Raw genomic sequence first — 16,874 nt, 5'->3', positions numbered from 1 at the left:
TGTCCTATCTACTTTCCGCCGCCGCTGGACCGGCGGTCTTGTCCGAGTCCTTTCCGGACTTCTTCGAGAACCTGGCGATGAGGGTGAGCGCGGGGGCGGTCGCGATCGTCGAGACCAGCGTCATGATCACGAGCATCGCGAACACCGCCGGGCTGATCACCTTCAGCTGGAGGCCGACGTTGAGCACCACCAGTTCCGTCAGCCCCCGGCAGTTCATGAGCGCCCCGAGTGACAGTGACTCGCGCCAGCCGACTCCGGTCAACCGCGCCGCCGTGGTGCTGCCCGCCCACTTCCCGAACACCGCCACCGCCGTGATCACCACGGTCCAGAGCCACAGCGATCCGGAGCCGAGCAGGCTGAACTCGGTGTGCAGTCCGGTGTAGGCGAAGAAGAGCGGCAGCAGCAACGTCAGGGTCACGCTGCCGAGTTTCCCGGCGGCGCGGGCGACGACCGGATCCTTCCTCGGCGCGATCACCCCGAAGAGGAAGGCGCCGAAGATCGCGTGGATGCCGATCTCGTTGGTGGCCAAGGCTGACAGCATGATCCCGCCGAGCAGGATCGCGAGTACCCCTGGCTCCGGAACGCGGGCGAGCACCTTGCCCAGCACCGGCCGGACGACGTAGATCATGACCACGACGAACACCAGGGTGAGCCCGGCGGTCAGGAAGACCTCCGACGGCGCGCCGCCCTGGCTGACGGCGACCACGACGGCGAGCAGGCACCACGCGGCGACGTCGTCGACGGCGGCGCAGGTGAGCGCCAGCGCTCCCAGCGGCGTCTTCGAGATGCCACGGTCGGTGAGGATCCGCGCCAGCACCGGGAACGCCGTCACGCTCATGGAGACCGCGATGAACAGCCCGAACGCGAGGAAGCCGACATCACCGCCGAAGGTCGGGTACATGCCGAGCGCGAGCACGATGCCGCAGACCATCGGCAGCGCGATGCTGACCTGGCTGACCGTCACCGCGGTGAACCCGCGCTTGCGCACCGCGTCGAGGTCGATCTCGGAACCGACCAGGTACATGAAGAAGATCAGGCCCAGCTGCGACAGGATGTTGATCGCCGAGACCACGCCGCCGGGGAACAGCCAGCCGAACGCGCCGGGCCAGACGATCCCGAACAGCGACGGTCCCAGGAGGATGCCGGCGACGATCTCGCCGATCACCGCGGGCTGGCCGAGCCGCCGGGCCAGTACGCCCGCCAGATAGCAGGCGCCCAGGATCACCGGCAACGCGACCAGCAGGCGCGTGTAGGTGTCGGGGCCGCCGCCCGCGGCCTTGGCCCCCGTACTCGCGACAGGCGCGTAGGCCGACCCCAGACCGAGCACCACGACGACGACCACCGCCGGAACCGCGATCAACGCCGTCCCGACGACGATCCGGCGCAGTGTGGTGCGCCCGCCCCGACCCCGCACAGCCGAATCCATCGAGTTCTCCCTAACCGGCACGCAGTTCCAGCGTGCAGCACTTGACACTGCCGCCTGCCTTGAGCAATTCGGACAGGTCGGCGCCGATCGGTTCGAAGCCGTGCTCCCGCAACCGCGCGGTCAGCTCGGTGGCCGCCTGCGGGAGCACGACGTGCTTGCCGTCGGAAACGGCGTTGAGGCCGAAGACGGAAGCGTCGCGTTCGGTGGCCAGGATCGCGTCGGGGTACATCTCCTTCAGCAACAGGCGGCTTTCCTCCGAGAACGCCCCCGGGTAGTACATGACCGTGTCGTCGTCGAGGACGGCGAGCGCCGTGTCGAGGTGGTAGTACCGCGGGTCGATCAGCGTCAGCCTGGTCACCGGACGGCCGAAGAACTCGCGCGATTCGTTGTGCGCCTCGGGGTTCGTACGGAACCCGGTCCCGGCGAGGATCGTCTTCCCGGCGACGAGGTAGTCGCCCTCCCCCTCGTTGACCCACTGCGCCTGCCGCACGTAGCGATATCCGTTGGCCCGGAACCACTCCAGGTACGCGTCGGACTCGCCCGCCCGCTGCACGTGATGGAATCGCGCGACGAGCACCTGCCCGTCGACCACGGTGGCGCCGTTGGCCGCGAACACCATGTCGGGCAGGCCGGGCAGCGGATCGAGCAGCTCGACACGATGCCCCAGGTCGACGTACAGGTCGTGCAGCCACTCCCACTGCGCGATGGCCAGCTCGGTGTCCGTCGGTTTCTTCGGGTCCATCCAGGGGTTGATCGAGTACTCGACGTCGAAGTACGTCGGTCTGACCATCAGGTAGTGCCGTTGGGTGGCAGTCCGTGACACGCTTCCTCCACGCGGTTTTGGGCGTCTTCCGCCACCGGACCCTGGGTAAGGGCCCGGTTTCGTCGAACAGTTTTCGCTGCTACTTCTGGGTTTCGGAGAGTTTGACCTCGATCTTCCCGGCGAGGTCGTTCGCGTTGCGCATGGCTTCGTCGAAGGACGAGCCCAGCGCGCCGATGCCGCCGAAGATGTTGTTGCCGAGCGGAGGACGCTTGATCAGGTCACCCGGCTTGGCGAAGATCTTGAGGTAGTACAACGCTTCCGATTCGTTCACCGCGGGCGGCACGTCGATCGAGGCGATCACGCCACCGGGGCAGATCAGGCACATCGCGGCGGTGTGCAGTCCGGTCGGGCTGAAGTGCCGGACATCCGGCCGCACGCCGCGGGAGACGTCCATGAGCCCCTTGATCGGGTCGTACCCGGCCGAAAGCCGCGCCATGTGGTCGAGCCCCCCGCCGCCGGGACGGACGGCGATCTCCAGCAGGAACGGTTTTCCCTGGTGAAAACGGACTTCGGCGTGCAACGCGCCGCGGGTGAGCCCCTGGGACCGCACCCCGGCGGCCACCACCGCGTGCACCTCGGCCACCTGCTCGGAGGTGAGCGATGTGGGGGCATGGTGCACGTCGTCGTCGAAGGTCTCGCCCTCCGAGGTGACTCTATCCACAATGGATCCGAGGTAGACTTCGTCGTCCCACGCGACCGCTTCGATGAGGTGCTCGTGACCGTCCAGAAAGGACTCGACGAGCAGGCCGTGCGGGCCGAGGTCCAGCCCTTCGGCCTCCATGTTGTACCAGGACATCCCGTCGATGCCCTCGCGTGCCTGCGCGTAGCGTTCCCGCATCTTCTCTTCGTCGTCGACCCGGAAGACGAAGTTGCTGGCCGCGCCGAGTGTCGGCTTGAGGATCACCGGGTAGCCGAAGTCTTCCGCCGCCTGAAGGGCCGAATCGAGGTCTTCGACGAACCGGAAGTCCGGATGCGCCGCCCCGCCCTTTTCGTGCGCCTGCCGCATGATCAGCTTGTTCCGGCTCGTCCGCGCCGCGTCCACCCCGATACCGGGCAGGCCGAGCGCTTCGGCGACCGCGGCGACCAGGACCACACCGGACTCGGAGAAGGTGAGCACGCCGTCGAAGGACTCCTCGGCGTGCCAGGCCTTCGCGTGCCGGATCAGGTCGTCGATGTGGTTGCTGCCGGCGATCCGGTAGCGCTCGGACGGCCAGAGATCCTCGGTCCCGATCCCGTTGAGCACGTACAGCACGCCGCCGAAGTCCTCGATCTGCTGATACCGGGGCAGGTAGTAGTAGGAGTTCTGGCTGGCTTCCAGCGCGAGCAGTTTCACGACACACCTCGTAGGGCAGGACGGATCGGGTGGACACCGCCCGCTCGCACGAGCGGCCGGTCGAGCGGTTCGAGTCCGGTCGGGACCGGGTCGGCGCCGGTCAGGCGCGCGGCCAGGGACCGGGCGATCAGCGGGGCGAACTTGAACGACGAGCCACCGCACGCCGCGTAGGACAGGACCCGGTCGCCCAGGACGGCGAGCATCGGGCCGAGGGTGGAGCGCCGGGCGAGGTAGTGGCAGTCCCGGGTGTCGACCAGCCAGTCCCGGCGGAAGCCCGGGATCAGCGCGGCGAACGTGTCGATCAGGTGCTCACGCCACCACGAGGGCACCGTGGCGCCGCCGACCTCGTCGACGACCCGGCACGCGCTCGCGGCGCTGAGCTTCAGCGGCGTCCCGGCGACGGGCGGCACCAGCCACGCGCCGCCCGTCGAGCCGAGCGAGGTGATCGCCGGCGTCGCGGCCCACGCGGCGGCGTCGGCGGGCGGGACGTCGCAGTAGAGCATCGTCTGCCGGTGCAGCACGAGTTCCCTGGACAGCGCCGGGGCCAGCAGATCCCGGGACCACGGGCCCGCCGCCACCAGTACTGCGTCACCGTGGAGGATCTCCCCGTCGGCAAGCCGGACCTCGGCCCGGTCGGCGTCGATTCCGACCACCTTGCGATGCGGGTGGAGTTCCGCGTTCGCGTGCCACCGCAGGCGGGTGGCGCACGCGGTCAGCACCCGATCGGCGAGCAGGACCCCCGCGTGCGACTCGAAGACCGCGCCCGTCCCCGGGACGAACCCGGCGTGCGGGAACTCCGCTGCGAGTTCGTCCGCGCCGAGCACTTCGGCCTTCGATCCGGCAGCGGTCAGCAGATCCCGCGCGGCCGTCGCGTCGGGCGACGGCAGCGCGGTGAGCGCGCCGACCTGTTCGTAGAACGACGTGGACAGCAGGTGTTCGAGTTCGATCCACGCGTGATGGGCGCCGATCGCGGCCGTCGTGGTGGCGAGGTCACCGGGATGCGACGCGCGCAGCACGCGATGACGGTCGAACGACGTCGCACCGGAGAACGGGATGTCCGCCTGGTCGGCGATCACCACTTCGTGCCCGGCCGACACACACTCCAGCGCGGTCAGCAGCGCGATGACACCACCGCCCGCGAGCACGACTCGCATGGCCTTCCCCCTCCGGGCGAAAGTTCGGTTGGGCGCCACGAGGTACCCGGATGCCACCACTGGGATAGCGGCATCCGGGCCTTGCCCCCGTCGGGCAAGGATTTCAGGAGGCGCGCGGGGTGACGAACGTGTCGTTGATGACGTAGCCGTCGAGGCCGTACGTCTCCCCGTACTCGATGAGATCGCTGGTGCGGTTGAGGAAACCGCGCCCGTTGTTGTTCAGCGAGGTGTTGCACAGCACGCTGAACCCGGTCTGCTCGCGGAACGCCTCGAGCAGGTCGGTGATGCCGGCGTTGCGCTCCCGCGTCACCGTCTGGGTGCGCGCGGTCCCGTCGACGTGCGTGATGGCCTTCAGCTCGTCGGAGGTGACGTGGTTGAAGTACAGCATGTACGGGTCCTGCACCGAGCCGACGAACCACTTGGGGGCATCGGATTCCAGCGCGATCGGGGCGATCGGGCGGTAGTCCTCGCGGCGCTTGATCTTGTTGAGCCGCACGGTGGTGTCCACGGTGAACGGCGCGGCGAGGATCGACCGGTTGCCCAGCGCCCGCGGGCCCATCTCGTACCGGCCGCGCGCCCAGCCGATGATGTTGCCGTCCTTGAGGTACTTCGCCACCTCGCTCGCCACGAGCGGCCGCGTCTCGTACTTGGCGGGATCCGGGACCACGTCCTCGACGAAGTTCTCCCCCGCGTAGACGTCCCACTCGATGGTCGCCTGTCCGGTGTAGAACCACTGCGCGTCGATGGCGGTGCCCAGCGCGGAACCGCTGTCGTTGGGACACGGCGGCACGAACACCGAGGAGAACAGGCCACTTTCACGCCACAAGCGGTTCCAGTCGCAGTTCAGGCCGCAGCCGCCGGAGATCAGCAGCGGGAGACCTTCGGTCAGGTTCTTCTCGGCGTAGTCGTAGAACCGGTTGAAGATCGCCTGCGAGTGCTTCGCCGCCGCGTTGCGGTATTCCTGCGACCAGACACCGGCGTTGTACAGATGGGACCAGGACATTTCCTCTTTGGACAGACCGAGGATGATGCCGTCGCGGTCGAGGATGAAGTCGATGGTCTTCTGCTCGTCCGGCGTGAGCGGGCCCGGCTCGGCGAACCCGGTCAGCGCCATCTGCTTGCCGGCGTCGTTGAAGCGGAATTTCCCCTTGCCCAGCGGGAAACCCGGGTCCGCCAGCGCGAAGAGGTACGCGTACTTCGCGCCGGGGTCGGTCAGTACGTGCTGCAGGTGGGTGGCCTCGCCGCGCTCGTCGATCCGGTAGAAGTCACCGATGTTCCCTTCCCACACCAGGGAGTAGTACGCCTGGCCGGGGGCCGCGGGGGCCATCCCGAGGGAGGTGTAGATGTGCGAGCGCTCGTGGGTGGAGGAGAAGTAGCGCACGTCCTTGCCGAAGAACTTGCCCGCCTCGTCGGAGATCGCGCCCTCGCCGACACCGAAGTATCCGGTGCGGGAGGGAGGTTCCACCGAGAACTCCCCCTTGACCCAGCCGCCGAGCGCGACCACGTCGGGACGGGAGTCCAGCATGCCCGCCGCGCGCGCCATCAGCTCACCGGTGATCCGGTCGTAGCGCGGGTAGTTGTCCTTTTCCGACTCCAGCGCGAACAGCAGCTTGCCGTCCTCGATCGCCACGATCCCGCCATCGTGGCCCTCTTTCATCGACAGAATCAGCATTGTGTCACCGAATTTCGCTCGCCTTCATTCGTCGACTCATTCAAGCCGCGCGGCCCGTTGACCGGAAGCGCCGCGCGGCTCGAACAATCAACCTTCGGACGAACCACCCGGCAGGGTGCGCACGGCCTCGTGGCGCAGCGACTCGAACGCGTTCTTCCGCGTCCTGCGGCCGGCCATCGGGACGGCGGCGGCGAACGCACCCGGTTCCCGTTGCCGCTCGGCGGCGAACGCGCTGACCAACCGGGAGACCGCGTAGCGGCCGGCGACGTTGGCGCGCTGGAGAAGCCCGGCGTCCACCACCGACTCGAGGAGTTCGTCGGCGGTCTCGATCATGATGCCCATCGCCGCGGCGATGCTGATCGACGTCGTCCAGCCCGCCCCGCTCTGCCCGAAGTGACGGATGGCCTCCCGCTCGGTGGGCGACAGATGTTCGTACGCCGCGGTGAACCGGTCCCGAACGTTGACGTCACCGACACAGAGACTGTCCATGAGCCGTTCGCGATCGGCGAGCCGGCCCGCCGTGTACGCGATCGCCCATTCCGGGCGTGCGGCGATCTTGCGGCCGACGATGTTGACCGCCAGCGGAAGATCCCCGCACAGTTCGGCGATCGTGTCGGTGGCGTCGAGCTCCGCCCGCACCCGGCCCTGGCCGGCGATCCGGCCGATCAACGCCAGTGATTCCCTGCGGGAGAACGTATCCAGCTCGATACGGTTCGTGTCCTCCAATCCGAGCAGCCGGGCACGGCTGGTCACCACGACCTGGCTGTGCGGGGCCTGGCCCAGCAGCGGCCGCACCTGCCCCTCGTCCCTGACACCCGCCAGGAGCACGAACAACCTGCGTTCCGCCAGCAGGGATCGGTACAACCCGATCCGCTGCATCGGATCGTCGGGCACGAGATGTGCCGGCACGCCGAGCGCGCGCAGGAAACCGCGCACGATCCCGTTGGCCGACCGGCCTCCGGATCCGGTGTCGCTCAGATCGGCGTAGAGCTGCCCGTCCGGGAAGTCCGCCGCCACCTCTTCCGCCAGCCGCAAGGCGAAAGCCGTCTTCCCCACACCGATCGGACCGCTGACGAGCAACGGCACCTTGACCGGGCCGCTCGCCCCGATCATCTCCGCGGCGTCGGCCAGATCCCGTTCCCTGCCGACGAAAGTCCTCGAGCCCATGGGCAGCTGTGCCGGACGGGCGAGGCGGATGACGCCGGATGCCGGAGCGTGCGCGCCATCCGGCGGAGTCTCGGCCGGTGGCGCGGGCGCACGTTCCTCTCGTACCTCGGCGCCGCCCCCTGTCTGCCCGGCGACACTCCGCCAACGCCGTTCCCACGCCGCACGGTCCCCACCGCACGCGGAGACGAACGCCAACGTCACGGCGAGAGTGGGCAACCGGTGGCCGCTGGCCGCGCTGGACAGCACGGAAGGTGCGAACAATGCCGTCCTGGCGAGTTCCCGGTAGCTCGGGTTTCCCGCCCGGTTCCTCAAGACGCGCAGATCGTGAGCGAATGCGGCGATCGGACCAGTGGAGCCGTCCAACGGTCGCTCGGGTCTGCCCATGCCATCTCCCTCCCCTGGATGGGGTAACGCAATCGCACTGCGTGACCGTCATCCTTGTGGCCTTCCTGACCACAACCCTAAAGGACCAATGAACCTCGCAGCAGATACAAATAGGTGACTCAATGTACAAAGTCCAATAGTTGGACGCGGAAATTCACCCCCTTGGTGGCACCGGATAGGGTTCGCCCATGTCTGCGCCCCTGCCCCCGCTCGCCGAACTCCGGCGGGCCGCCGAAGTGTTCAACGGCTTCGCGAATGCCGACACCACTTGGCTTCGGCTCCTCGAAGCCACGTCCGATCAAAGAGGGCAGTCCGCGATCGACCTGTCACAGTCCGCACATCGCACAATTCTTCTTCGCTGGCTGAACTCGTGGGGATGCCGAATCCGGTACCCGCGCGAAGGCGAGCCGGCCCCCTTCGACGACGGTGTCCGGACCTGGTGGGAGACCTGGGGAAACAGCCTCCCGTCCGCCGACCTCGTCGACCTGACGGACGCGGGGATCGACATCGCCGCGAAGGCTTACGCGGACCTTTCGGGTGTCGTCGTCTCAGCGGGACGGGCCAGGCGTACGCTGGGCCCGACCGCCGCGGCCAAGGCGCTGTATGCGTTGCGGCCCAACACGATCATGCCGTGGGACGCCGCCATCGCGGCCGCCCTCCACGGTGCCCGTGACGGCGCCGCGTTCGGCAGGCATCTGCGACTCGGCCGCACTTGGGCCGCCGCGGTGATCGCGGAGGCGGGAGAAGACGGGGCGGAGATCCCCGCCCTGATGGGCAGACCCGTGTCACTGGCGAAGATCCTCGACGAATACCTTTACGTCGCCTTCACCATGGGCGCCACGGGTGACTGGGGCACAGACAGCGGAGAATGGTGGAAAAATGGTAACCGGGGATGACGTCAGAAGTATCGTCGCGGACCTGCCGCGCGCCTATGAGGCGCTGGTCCGGGACCGGGCGAAGTTCCGCGTGGGGCGAATCGTCTTCCTTTCGCTCTCACCCGACGAAACCGTGATGGGATTCGGCTATCCCAAAGAAGAGCGGGAAGCGCTGGTGGCGGGCGAGCCGGACAAGTTCATGATGCCGATTCCGTCCGATATGCGCTATCAGTGGGTCCGCGTCCGGCTGTCCGCGATCGATTACGAGGAGTTACGGGAGCTGATCGTCGACTCGTGGCGAATGTGCGTGCCGAAGAAGGTCTGGGCGGAATACCTGGAAAAGAACCCGAGCTGAACCACTCCTTCGGCGTGCGCCGTTCGGCCCCCTCGACTGCCCTTTTCGGTCGCGTCAATTGTCTTTCGGGCGACAGAAAAGCGGGACTCGCGTGATCGGAGACGTGACTCGCGTGCTTGGGGCCGGAACTCACGTGCCTGGAGACCGCACTCGGGTGTGCGGCTTCTGAGCACGCGAGTTCCGCCTTCAAGCACGCGAGATCCGGGCCCAAGCACGCGAGTGTGGCATCGAAGCCCAGGCGCGTGAAGGCCCCCTTCCTTGCGGTAGGCGCAAGGAAGGGGGCCTTCATGTACTTCAGGGGCTACTCGGCGACCTCTTCGATCGCCGAGGTTCCGCGGGAGCCGTGGGTCCCGTACCGCTCCCATACCTCGTTCAGCCGGATCCGCCCGTCCGGCAGGAACTCCGGGGTGTTCGTGCTGTGCCCCGAGATCACCTGACCGCTGGCCAGCACCATCGTGTAGGCCATGTCGATCGTCCCGTCCTCGCCGCACTTCCCGGTCAGCGAGCCGAGCCGCACCCCGCCGCCGGTCAGCTCGGCCCACACCAGGTCGTCCTTCTGCCGGTACAGGGTGACCGGCGCGTCCGGGTCGGTGCTGACCTTGCGGAACCGTTTCCCGTCGTAGTTGATCATCCGTCGTGCTCCGTCCTGCCGGGGAACCAGAGGTCGTCCGAGGTGACATCCGCGAGGTCGTACTTCCCGAGCGCACTGGTGAGCAGCCGCAGTTCGAGTTCGAGACACCGCACGAGCCGCACGAGCCCCTCGGTCGCGTCTTCGTCGACGGCGAGCAGCGCCGCCCGGCCGAGACCGACCGCGGAAGCGCCCATCGCCAGGCACTTCAGCGCACGGGCCCCTTCCCAGATCCGCCCCGACACCAGCAGCGACGCGTCGTGCTTGCCGACCCGGCGCAGGCATTCCACCAGCGGCAGCCCCACCTGGTCGAGGAAGACCGACGGCGCCCAGCCGGTGCCGCCCTCGGCACCGTCCACGGTGACGGCGTCCGCTCCCGCCGCCCACGCGACCTGTGCCGCCTCGCCGACATCGCGGCCAGGGTGCAGTTTCACCCAGGCGCGGGCCCGCGGGTAGTTGTTGCGCATCAGGTGGATCTGCTGGCGCAGGATCTCCCCGGTGAACGTGCCGGGGCTGCTGGAGCGCAGCACCATGGCCGTGTCCGTGCCGAAGGCTTCGTCCACTGTGTACTGTTCGGCGATCTCGCCCGCGGCCGTGCGCGACAGCACGGTCATCCCGCCGAGGCCCGGCTTGGCGCCTTGGCCGACCTTGAGCTCGAACGCCAGCCGCCCGGTCTCCAGCAGTTTCGTCGCGGACGGGTCGCTGTAGACGAGGTTCCACACCTCCGCGTCCGCGTCTTCGGTGCTCTGCTGGACGACGACACCGCCCAGCCCGTCCGGCACGGCGCCGGCGTACGCGCGGATCCGGCCGAGCAGGCCGTCTTCGACGCTTTCGCCCATCCGGCCGTATCCGTGCATCGGGACGACGTTCTCGCCGATCACCATCGGCATCCCGAGCCTGCCCGCCTGCTCGCTCGCGGCGATCCCGAGCCCGCTGCCCGCCACCTGCGTGGATCCGAACGCGCACAGGAACACCGGCGACGGCGCGGTGAACCCGCCGAGCACGGTCGAAAGTCCGACGTCCCCGTACACCGGTTCGCGGGCGAGGTCGAACATCTTCTCCAGCCGCCGTGGGACGAACACCGGCGGCACGATGCGCGCGCGGTCGAGTTCGTCGGGCGGACTGTCGACGTCCGAGCCGAACAGCGACCGGCCGTATCCCGCGACTTCGGGGAAGATCGCCGCGCTGCCTTCCCGTGCCCTTGCCCGGATCGCGTCTTCCGGGAGCTGCCGTGCGGTGATCACGGCGCCGCGATCCCCGGCAGCTTCGGGTACGCGTTGGCCTGCCAGACCGCGTCCAGCCCGGCGATGTAGCGCGTCACCCGCTCCAGACCCATCCCGAAGCCCGCGCTCGGCGGCAACCCCTCGCGCGCGAGGTCGAGGTACCAGGCGTACTTCGCCGGGTTCTCCCCCGTCTCCCGCATCCGTTCGATCAGCCGCCGGTACTCGTGCGTGCGCTCGCCGCCACTGCAGAGTTCGCCGAACCCGTCCGAGGCGATGAGGTCGAAGTTCCGCAGCACTCCCGGTTCGGTGCTGGACTCGCCGTCGGTGAACCCGCGCGAGCCCTTGGGGTAGTCGACGATGAAGAACGGCCGGTTCGTCTGCTCCGAGATGATCCGCTCGCCCTGCCAGTCGATCTCCGCGTCGGCGCTCTGCCCGTGCAGCAGGCCCTGCAGCCGTGACACCGCCTCGCGGTGCGTCATCCGCTCGAAGTCCTCTTCCAGCAACGCCGTGAACGCGTCCTGGTCCCGGCCCAGCGTGGCGAGGTCCACTTTGGACTCTCGCAGCGTGTAGCCGACCACATGGCGGAGCAGGCCCTGCGCGATGTCGAGGACCTCCTCGCGGCTCGCCCGCGCGACCTCGACGTCGATCTGGGTGAACTCGACCAGATGCCGACCGGTGGTCGAGGTCTCCAACGGCTCCAGCCGCACGTTCGGGGCGACGTAGAAGATCTTGTCGAACGCGAGCAGCGACGCCTGCTTGTACAGGATGACGCTGGTCATCATCTTGTACTTGTGCCCGTAGTAGTCGACGTCGACCTGCTTGGCACCGCGGCATCCAGGGTCGGTGACCGGCCCGATCAGCGGCGGCTGCAGCTCCACGAACCCGTTCATGCCGAGGTACTCGCGGGTGCCCGCGGTGATGCTGTTCTGGATGCGCAACGCCGCCTGCGTCACCGGTGACGTCAGGTGCTCGCGGGTGCCCGGCGGCAGCGCCGCCTCCGTTGTTCCGGTCATGTCCTACTCCCCTGTGTCAGTCGGTGCACGGTTTCGATTCCGGGCATCCCGTACTTCTCGTCGAACGACCGCTCGACGTACCGGAGCGCGTCCAGCAGATCGCCCGAAGTCATCCGCCGGTCCGCGGGCAGGTCGACGAGATCGCCCAGCGGCATCGCGCCGATCCGCTGCCATTCCAGGCGACCGTTGGGATCCAGCCGGCCACGCGCGCGGCCTGCGTTGTCCGGGTGCAGGCAGAACGGGACGTCCAGCTGGCCCCGCGCGAACGCGGTGACCAGCGCTCTGCCGAGGTCGGCGTCGAGCGAAAGAACGTTGTCCACCAACGCTTTCGCCTGCGCGTGGATCCCGGTGTCGCCGAGACGGCCGCTCCGGGACACGCCCCGCGCGGCCTCGGCGGCGTGCTCCAGCGCGGTCACGTTCTCGGCCACGGTCGGCAGCCGGTGCGCTTCGGCGGTGGTCTTGACGATCAATCTGCTCGCCCCGGTGCGGGCGGCCAGCCGCGCGGACTCCGCGATCAGCGCCAGCGCGCCGCCCGATGTCCTCGGGTGGACGCCCATGTAGCCGTAGATCACCACATGCGTCCGCGCGTGCGGCACGTATTCCCCGATCAGCGCGTGTAACGCGGCGACAGCCTCCTCGTCCTGCCCGGCGTGGGTCTGCTGTGCGTAGCTGAAGGACAGGCAGCGGATCCCGTGCCGCCAAAAGAACATCCCCTCCAGCACGCTCAGCGCGACCAGCAGCGCCGGCGGGCACAGCTGGCCCATCATGCAGCCGCCGAAGGTCTCCAGATGCGGCTCCAGTTCGGGACCCCGGGCCTCGGCCAGCGTTTCGCAGGAGCGCCGCCAGTTGTCGACGGCCGCCGAGAGCGGCATCCGGCTGTACGGCAGGCAATACGACACCGGCCCGCCCTCGGTCGCGTGCAGCCCGAAGTCCAGCAGCGCCCGTACGATCCGGCGGGGATCCGCCGAACCGTGCCGGACCTGCACCGGGAAGTCCCCGGTCAGCACGCCGTCGAGCAACGCCGTCGTCGTCACGGGGTCGTGGTCGACGAGCGGGTACCCGTTGAGATCGGCGCCGGCGGCCAGCGCGGCGCGAGCCGCCTCGTGGTCGCCGACCCTGGTGTAGCTGTCGATCGTGATCGTGCCGACCGTCGCGGCCCGCGCCGCCCTGGTCGCCAGCAGCCCCCGGGCCATCCGCCCCGGATCGGCGAACCCCATCCGGGGTTGGACGACCAGGTCCCCCCTCGCGTGGTGGCGCGCGACCACCTCGCCGAACGAAAGCCCCCGCCGCGGGGTGAGCACGCTCATCCCGCGCCCAGCGGGACACCGGGGGTGCGCACGGACAGGGTGCGGAGGAAAGTGCGGAACGGGGTCAGCCCGCCGGAATCCTCGAACACCGCGTCGAACCCGGCCTCCAGCAGCCGTGCCGCGTTGCTGCCGCCCGTGACGTCGAGCTTCCCGCCGATGACGACCGGCGTCGTGACCAGCTCCGCCCGCGCGCGGAAGGTTTCCATCAACCGGACGCCGTCCTGACGGCCGTGCCCGTTGAGGCTGCTGATCACCAGCAGGTCCGGCCGCCGGGTGACGCATTCGCGCACGATGGTCGCGTCCGGGACGCAGGCGCCGAGGTTGGTGACCCGGCAGCCCAGTTCCTCCAGCAACAGCTCCAGGTACACCAGGTTCCAGGTGTGCGCGTCGGACGAGAGCCCGGTGACGATCACGTCGAGACCGGCGTCCGGGAGCGTGGACTGGACGGCTTCGATGGTCATGGTGCGGCGTTCTCCCTCTCTTCGCGGTCCGGCCGCACGTCGATCTCGATCAGCGCGACCGCCTCTTCGGCCAGGCGTGACGCCTCCGCCGGGCTGTCCGCGGTCACCATCAGATCGCCGACGCGGTCCCACGAGCTGCGCAGTCCGCCGAACCGGTCGCCCGCCGAAACCCCGACGTCGCACATGAACACGCCTTCGGACTGCGACGCCTTCTCCACTCCGCGTACGTCCGCGATGAGGCCCGGCTCGATCGAGAGGAACCGGACCGCGGCGCCGCCTTCGGCCTTGCGTGGCAAGACGTCCACGACCGGCTCGTCCTTCATCACCGAGAAGTAGGCGCGGTTCAGCTCCACCGGGTAGGCGCGCTGGATCAGCTCGATGATGCCGTCGCCGGCGAACCGGCCGGCGCATTCGACCAAGTACGGGACGCCGTCCGAGACGATCCATTCGCAGTGGACGATCCCGGTGCGGAACCCGGCCGCGCCGGTGAGCCGCCGCGTCTCCTCGGTCAGCGACGCCGTCAGCTCGTCCGGGATGTCGGCGGGGACGATGTGCGCGAGTTCGATCGGACGCGGCCCGGGGAACAGCCGCTTGCCGGTGACGTTGGCGAACAGCGGCTCGCCGTCCCGCAGCAGCATCTCGACGCTGTACTCGTCGCCCTCGACGAAGCTCTCGGCCAGCATCTTCAGTTCCATCGCGCGGTCCGGGACGAAGATCCCTTCGTCCTGCACGACGCAGTTCGCCCACGCCTGCTCGGCCTCGGCCGGGTCGGTGAGCACCTGCGTCCCCACCGACGCCTGCCGGTTCGCGGGCTTCAGCACGGTCTTCCCCGGATTCCGCGCCATGAACTCACGGACCTGTTCGGGGCTTTCGACGCGCGCCGAAGCCGGATTCGCGATCCCCGCCGCCCGGCTGACCAGGCGCAGCACCGCCTTGTCCCGCAGGATCTGCGCCGCGCCGAACCCCGCGCCCGGCAGGCCGTAGCGTTCCGCGAGCCGCGCCGCGAACGGGGTCGCGTACTCGGTCAGCGGGACCACCGCGGCCGGGTCGAGGTCGTGGTGGACATGGTAGAACTCGTCCGCCTTGCCGGGGAGGTGGAACTCCCATTCGATCAGCTCGCGCACCAGCGCCGAACCGGCCACCGTCTCCCGCGCGTTGCGTTTGCGGATGACATCGGGTTCTTCGACGAAGATGACCGATCCGTCCGGCTGGAAGTCCTTGATGGACGAACCCAGCGCGGCGGCCACGAACCCGACCAGCACCACCGGGCGCGTCATGACTCGTCCTCGACGTAGTACCAGTTCTCGGGGTTGATCAGGCCGTACGGATTGATCGGCGAGAACCCGCGCAGGTTGCCCTTGACCTCGAACAGCCGCCGCGGGAACGTCGGCATGAAGATCACCGGGGCCTGGTCTGCGATGTACTCCTGGTACTCGTGCAGCGCGCCGAGGTCGTCACTGGTGACGGTCTTCGCGATCAGCTCGTCCGCCTTGGCGTCGCGGTAGTTGCTGAAGTTGCAGGAAGCCCCGCTCTGGAACAGGTTCTCGCCGGTCGGGTAGTTGTAGACCCAGCCGCCGCCCCAGCAGGACAGCTCCCACAACCGCGCGTCGCCCGGCCCGTCCTGCGCCACCAGGACCGAACCCATCACCTCCTGGAGGCGGATCTCGATCCCGGCCTTGGCCGCGTTGTCGCGCAGCTGCTCCATCAGCCGGGTCAGCGCCGGCCTGCCTTCCCAGTACCGCAGGGAGAAGCTCAGCTCGGTGCCCGCCGGGATGCCCTCACCCGCCTCGCCGGGGCCGGTGCCGGGACGCACGCACACCGCGGGGAAGACGCTGACGTCCCACCCGTTTTCGGAGAGCAGGCTCCGCGCCTTCTCCAGGTCGAACGGCCAGAAGCCGCCGCGCTCGGCGATCTTCGGCGAGACGAGGTCGCTCGTCGGCAACATCGGGATGGGGCCGGTCTGGCTCCAGCCGTAGCCCTGGTAGATCTCGCGCGCCCCGTATTCCTGGTCGAGACAGCTCTGCAGCGCCTGCCGGATGTAGGGCTGCCGGATCAGGTCGCCGGCGATGGTCGGGTTGCCGAAGTTCACCGCGATGAAGTTGATGGTGAACAGGATCTGCGGTTCCAGCTGGAAACCGTCGCCGAGCGGGTTCGGCCCGCCCCGGGTCGGGTCGCCGTCGGGCTGCACACCCATCCCCAGCGGCAGGAAGCCGACCTCGACCTCACCGGATTCCAGCAGCGCGTACTGCTGTTCGTCCGACGACGTCGCGACCTGGCGCAACTCGTCGAGGTGCGCGGGGTTCGGACCGCTGTAGTGCTCGTTCGGCAGGAAGGAGACGACGCCTTCCTCCGTGTAGCTCTTCAGCTTCCACGGTCCGTTGACCACGCTCCACACCGGACTGTCCGCCCAGGTCGCGCGGTGGCTGTTGTCCTCGGCGACGGGATCGCCGTTCTCCTCCATCAGGAACTCGTACACGGCCTCGGCCTGGCCGATGTCGTGCGTCGCGTCGGCGGGCCCGTCCGCGGTGCGGTCCCAGGCCTTAGGCATCGGCGTGATCATGGTGAGCTGGTTGAGCAGGATCCAGTTCTTCGAGTACGCCTTGTCGAAGGTGAAGCTCACCTTGTCGTCGGCGACCTTCTCGAACGACTCCAGGTTGTCCGGGAAGAATCCTTCGGTGTAGGCGCCGAACTTCGGCCCCTTCACCTTCAGCATGTTGACCCAGAAGATGACGTTGTCCGCGCAGACCGTCTCGCCGTTGGACCATTTCCAGGGCTTGATGCGGACCGTGCAGGTGCGGCCGGTCTCGTCCCACACCGGTTCCTCGCCGAGGCTGAGGTCGTAGTCGACCTCAGGCCGGCCGTCGCGGCCGAGCCAGTACAGCGGCCGGTACATCAGCATCTGGAACTCGTAAAGGCTCCGCATGCCGTAGCGCTCACCGGGGGTGAATGGGAAGATCATCGCGGGTGGGAATCCCGGCAGGCAGGCCCACGTCGCCACGCCGCCCTTGATCGGCTTTTCCGTCATGACTTTCGTTTCCTCCGCTCGTCGCCGC

General features: G+C 68.6%; 15 protein-coding genes. 2 read left to right on the top strand and 13 right to left on the bottom strand.

Annotated elements, in window-relative coordinates; all coding sequences use genetic code 11:
* Positions 1-4 precede the first annotated feature (4 nt).
* The 6 genes from H074_RS11890 to H074_RS11865 form a co-directional block, all read right to left on the bottom strand.
* Positions 5-1,426 carry a cation:proton antiporter gene (locus tag H074_RS11890; protein WP_039922227.1) on the bottom strand — a complete coding sequence of 474 codons (1,422 nt, stop codon included), beginning with the start codon at positions 1,424-1,426 and terminating at the stop codon, positions 5-7.
* Positions 1,427-1,436: 10 nt separating this feature from the next.
* A complete protein-coding gene (gene ddaH, locus H074_RS11885; protein ID WP_007030279.1) occupies positions 1,437-2,249 on the bottom strand; it encodes a dimethylargininase in 813 nt (270 codons plus the stop codon).
* A 79-nt stretch (positions 2,250-2,328) separates the two neighbouring features.
* Positions 2,329-3,582 (bottom strand): ATP-grasp domain-containing protein, encoded by a 1,254-nt coding sequence (locus H074_RS11880; RefSeq protein ID WP_007030278.1) that lies wholly within the window; start codon positions 3,580-3,582, stop codon positions 2,329-2,331.
* Positions 3,579-4,736: an NAD(P)/FAD-dependent oxidoreductase gene (locus H074_RS11875; RefSeq protein WP_007030277.1), complete on the bottom strand. Its 1,158-nt coding sequence runs from the start codon at positions 4,734-4,736 to the stop codon at positions 3,579-3,581. Before H074_RS11875 ends, H074_RS11880 begins: the two co-directional genes overlap by 4 nt.
* A gap of 103 nt (positions 4,737-4,839) precedes the next feature.
* Entirely contained in the window at positions 4,840-6,408 is a 1,569-nt protein-coding gene (locus H074_RS11870; RefSeq protein ID WP_007030276.1) for a carbamoyltransferase C-terminal domain-containing protein, read from the bottom strand.
* Positions 6,409-6,495: 87 nt separating this feature from the next.
* A complete protein-coding gene (locus H074_RS11865) occupies positions 6,496-7,959 on the bottom strand; it encodes an NB-ARC domain-containing protein (RefSeq protein WP_007030275.1) in 1,464 nt (487 codons plus the stop codon).
* A gap of 188 nt (positions 7,960-8,147) precedes the next feature.
* Between H074_RS11865 and H074_RS11860 the strand changes: the two genes are divergently transcribed.
* On the top strand, positions 8,148-8,855 hold the full coding sequence (locus H074_RS11860) for a hypothetical protein (protein WP_007030274.1): 708 nt from the start codon (positions 8,148-8,150) through the stop codon (positions 8,853-8,855).
* Positions 8,839-9,189 (top strand): MmcQ/YjbR family DNA-binding protein, encoded by a 351-nt coding sequence (locus H074_RS11855; RefSeq protein ID WP_007030273.1) that lies wholly within the window; start codon positions 8,839-8,841, stop codon positions 9,187-9,189. Before H074_RS11860 ends, H074_RS11855 begins: the two co-directional genes overlap by 17 nt.
* Positions 9,190-9,490: 301 nt before the next feature.
* Here H074_RS11855 and H074_RS11850 read toward each other — a convergent pair whose 3' ends face one another.
* From H074_RS11850 to H074_RS11820, 7 genes are read right to left on the bottom strand one after another with little or no spacing between them, the layout of a single operon-like run.
* Positions 9,491-9,820, bottom strand: a complete 330-nt coding sequence (locus tag H074_RS11850; RefSeq protein WP_007030272.1) for an avidin-fold protein — start codon at positions 9,818-9,820, stop codon at positions 9,491-9,493.
* Positions 9,817-11,061, bottom strand: a complete 1,245-nt coding sequence (locus H074_RS11845; RefSeq protein ID WP_007030271.1) for a glutamate synthase-related protein — start codon at positions 11,059-11,061, stop codon at positions 9,817-9,819. The genes H074_RS11850 and H074_RS11845 overlap by 4 nt, the downstream gene beginning before the upstream one ends.
* Complete coding sequence (locus H074_RS11840) at positions 11,058-12,053, bottom strand: asparagine synthetase A (RefSeq protein WP_007030270.1); 996 nt, start codon at positions 12,051-12,053, stop codon at positions 11,058-11,060. Before H074_RS11840 ends, H074_RS11845 begins: the two co-directional genes overlap by 4 nt.
* Positions 12,050-13,360, bottom strand: a complete 1,311-nt coding sequence (locus H074_RS11835; protein ID WP_007030269.1) for a glutamate mutase E-subunit — start codon at positions 13,358-13,360, stop codon at positions 12,050-12,052. The genes H074_RS11840 and H074_RS11835 overlap by 4 nt, the downstream gene beginning before the upstream one ends.
* On the bottom strand, positions 13,357-13,821 hold the full coding sequence (locus tag H074_RS11830) for a cobalamin B12-binding domain-containing protein (protein WP_007030268.1): 465 nt from the start codon (positions 13,819-13,821) through the stop codon (positions 13,357-13,359). Before H074_RS11830 ends, H074_RS11835 begins: the two co-directional genes overlap by 4 nt.
* Positions 13,818-15,098, bottom strand: coding sequence for an ATP-grasp domain-containing protein (locus H074_RS11825; protein ID WP_007030267.1), 1,281 nt, complete (start codon positions 15,096-15,098; stop codon positions 13,818-13,820). Before H074_RS11825 ends, H074_RS11830 begins: the two co-directional genes overlap by 4 nt.
* Complete coding sequence (locus H074_RS11820) at positions 15,095-16,846, bottom strand: ABC transporter substrate-binding protein (protein ID WP_007030266.1); 1,752 nt, start codon at positions 16,844-16,846, stop codon at positions 15,095-15,097. The genes H074_RS11825 and H074_RS11820 overlap by 4 nt, the downstream gene beginning before the upstream one ends.
* Between the last annotated feature and the right edge of the window lie 28 nt (positions 16,847-16,874).

This window comes from Amycolatopsis decaplanina DSM 44594, assembly GCF_000342005.1.
Classification (GTDB): domain Bacteria; phylum Actinomycetota; class Actinomycetes; order Mycobacteriales; family Pseudonocardiaceae; genus Amycolatopsis; species Amycolatopsis decaplanina.
Note: the sequence above shows the minus strand (reverse complement) of the source record. Positions and strands in the feature narration are given on the sequence as shown.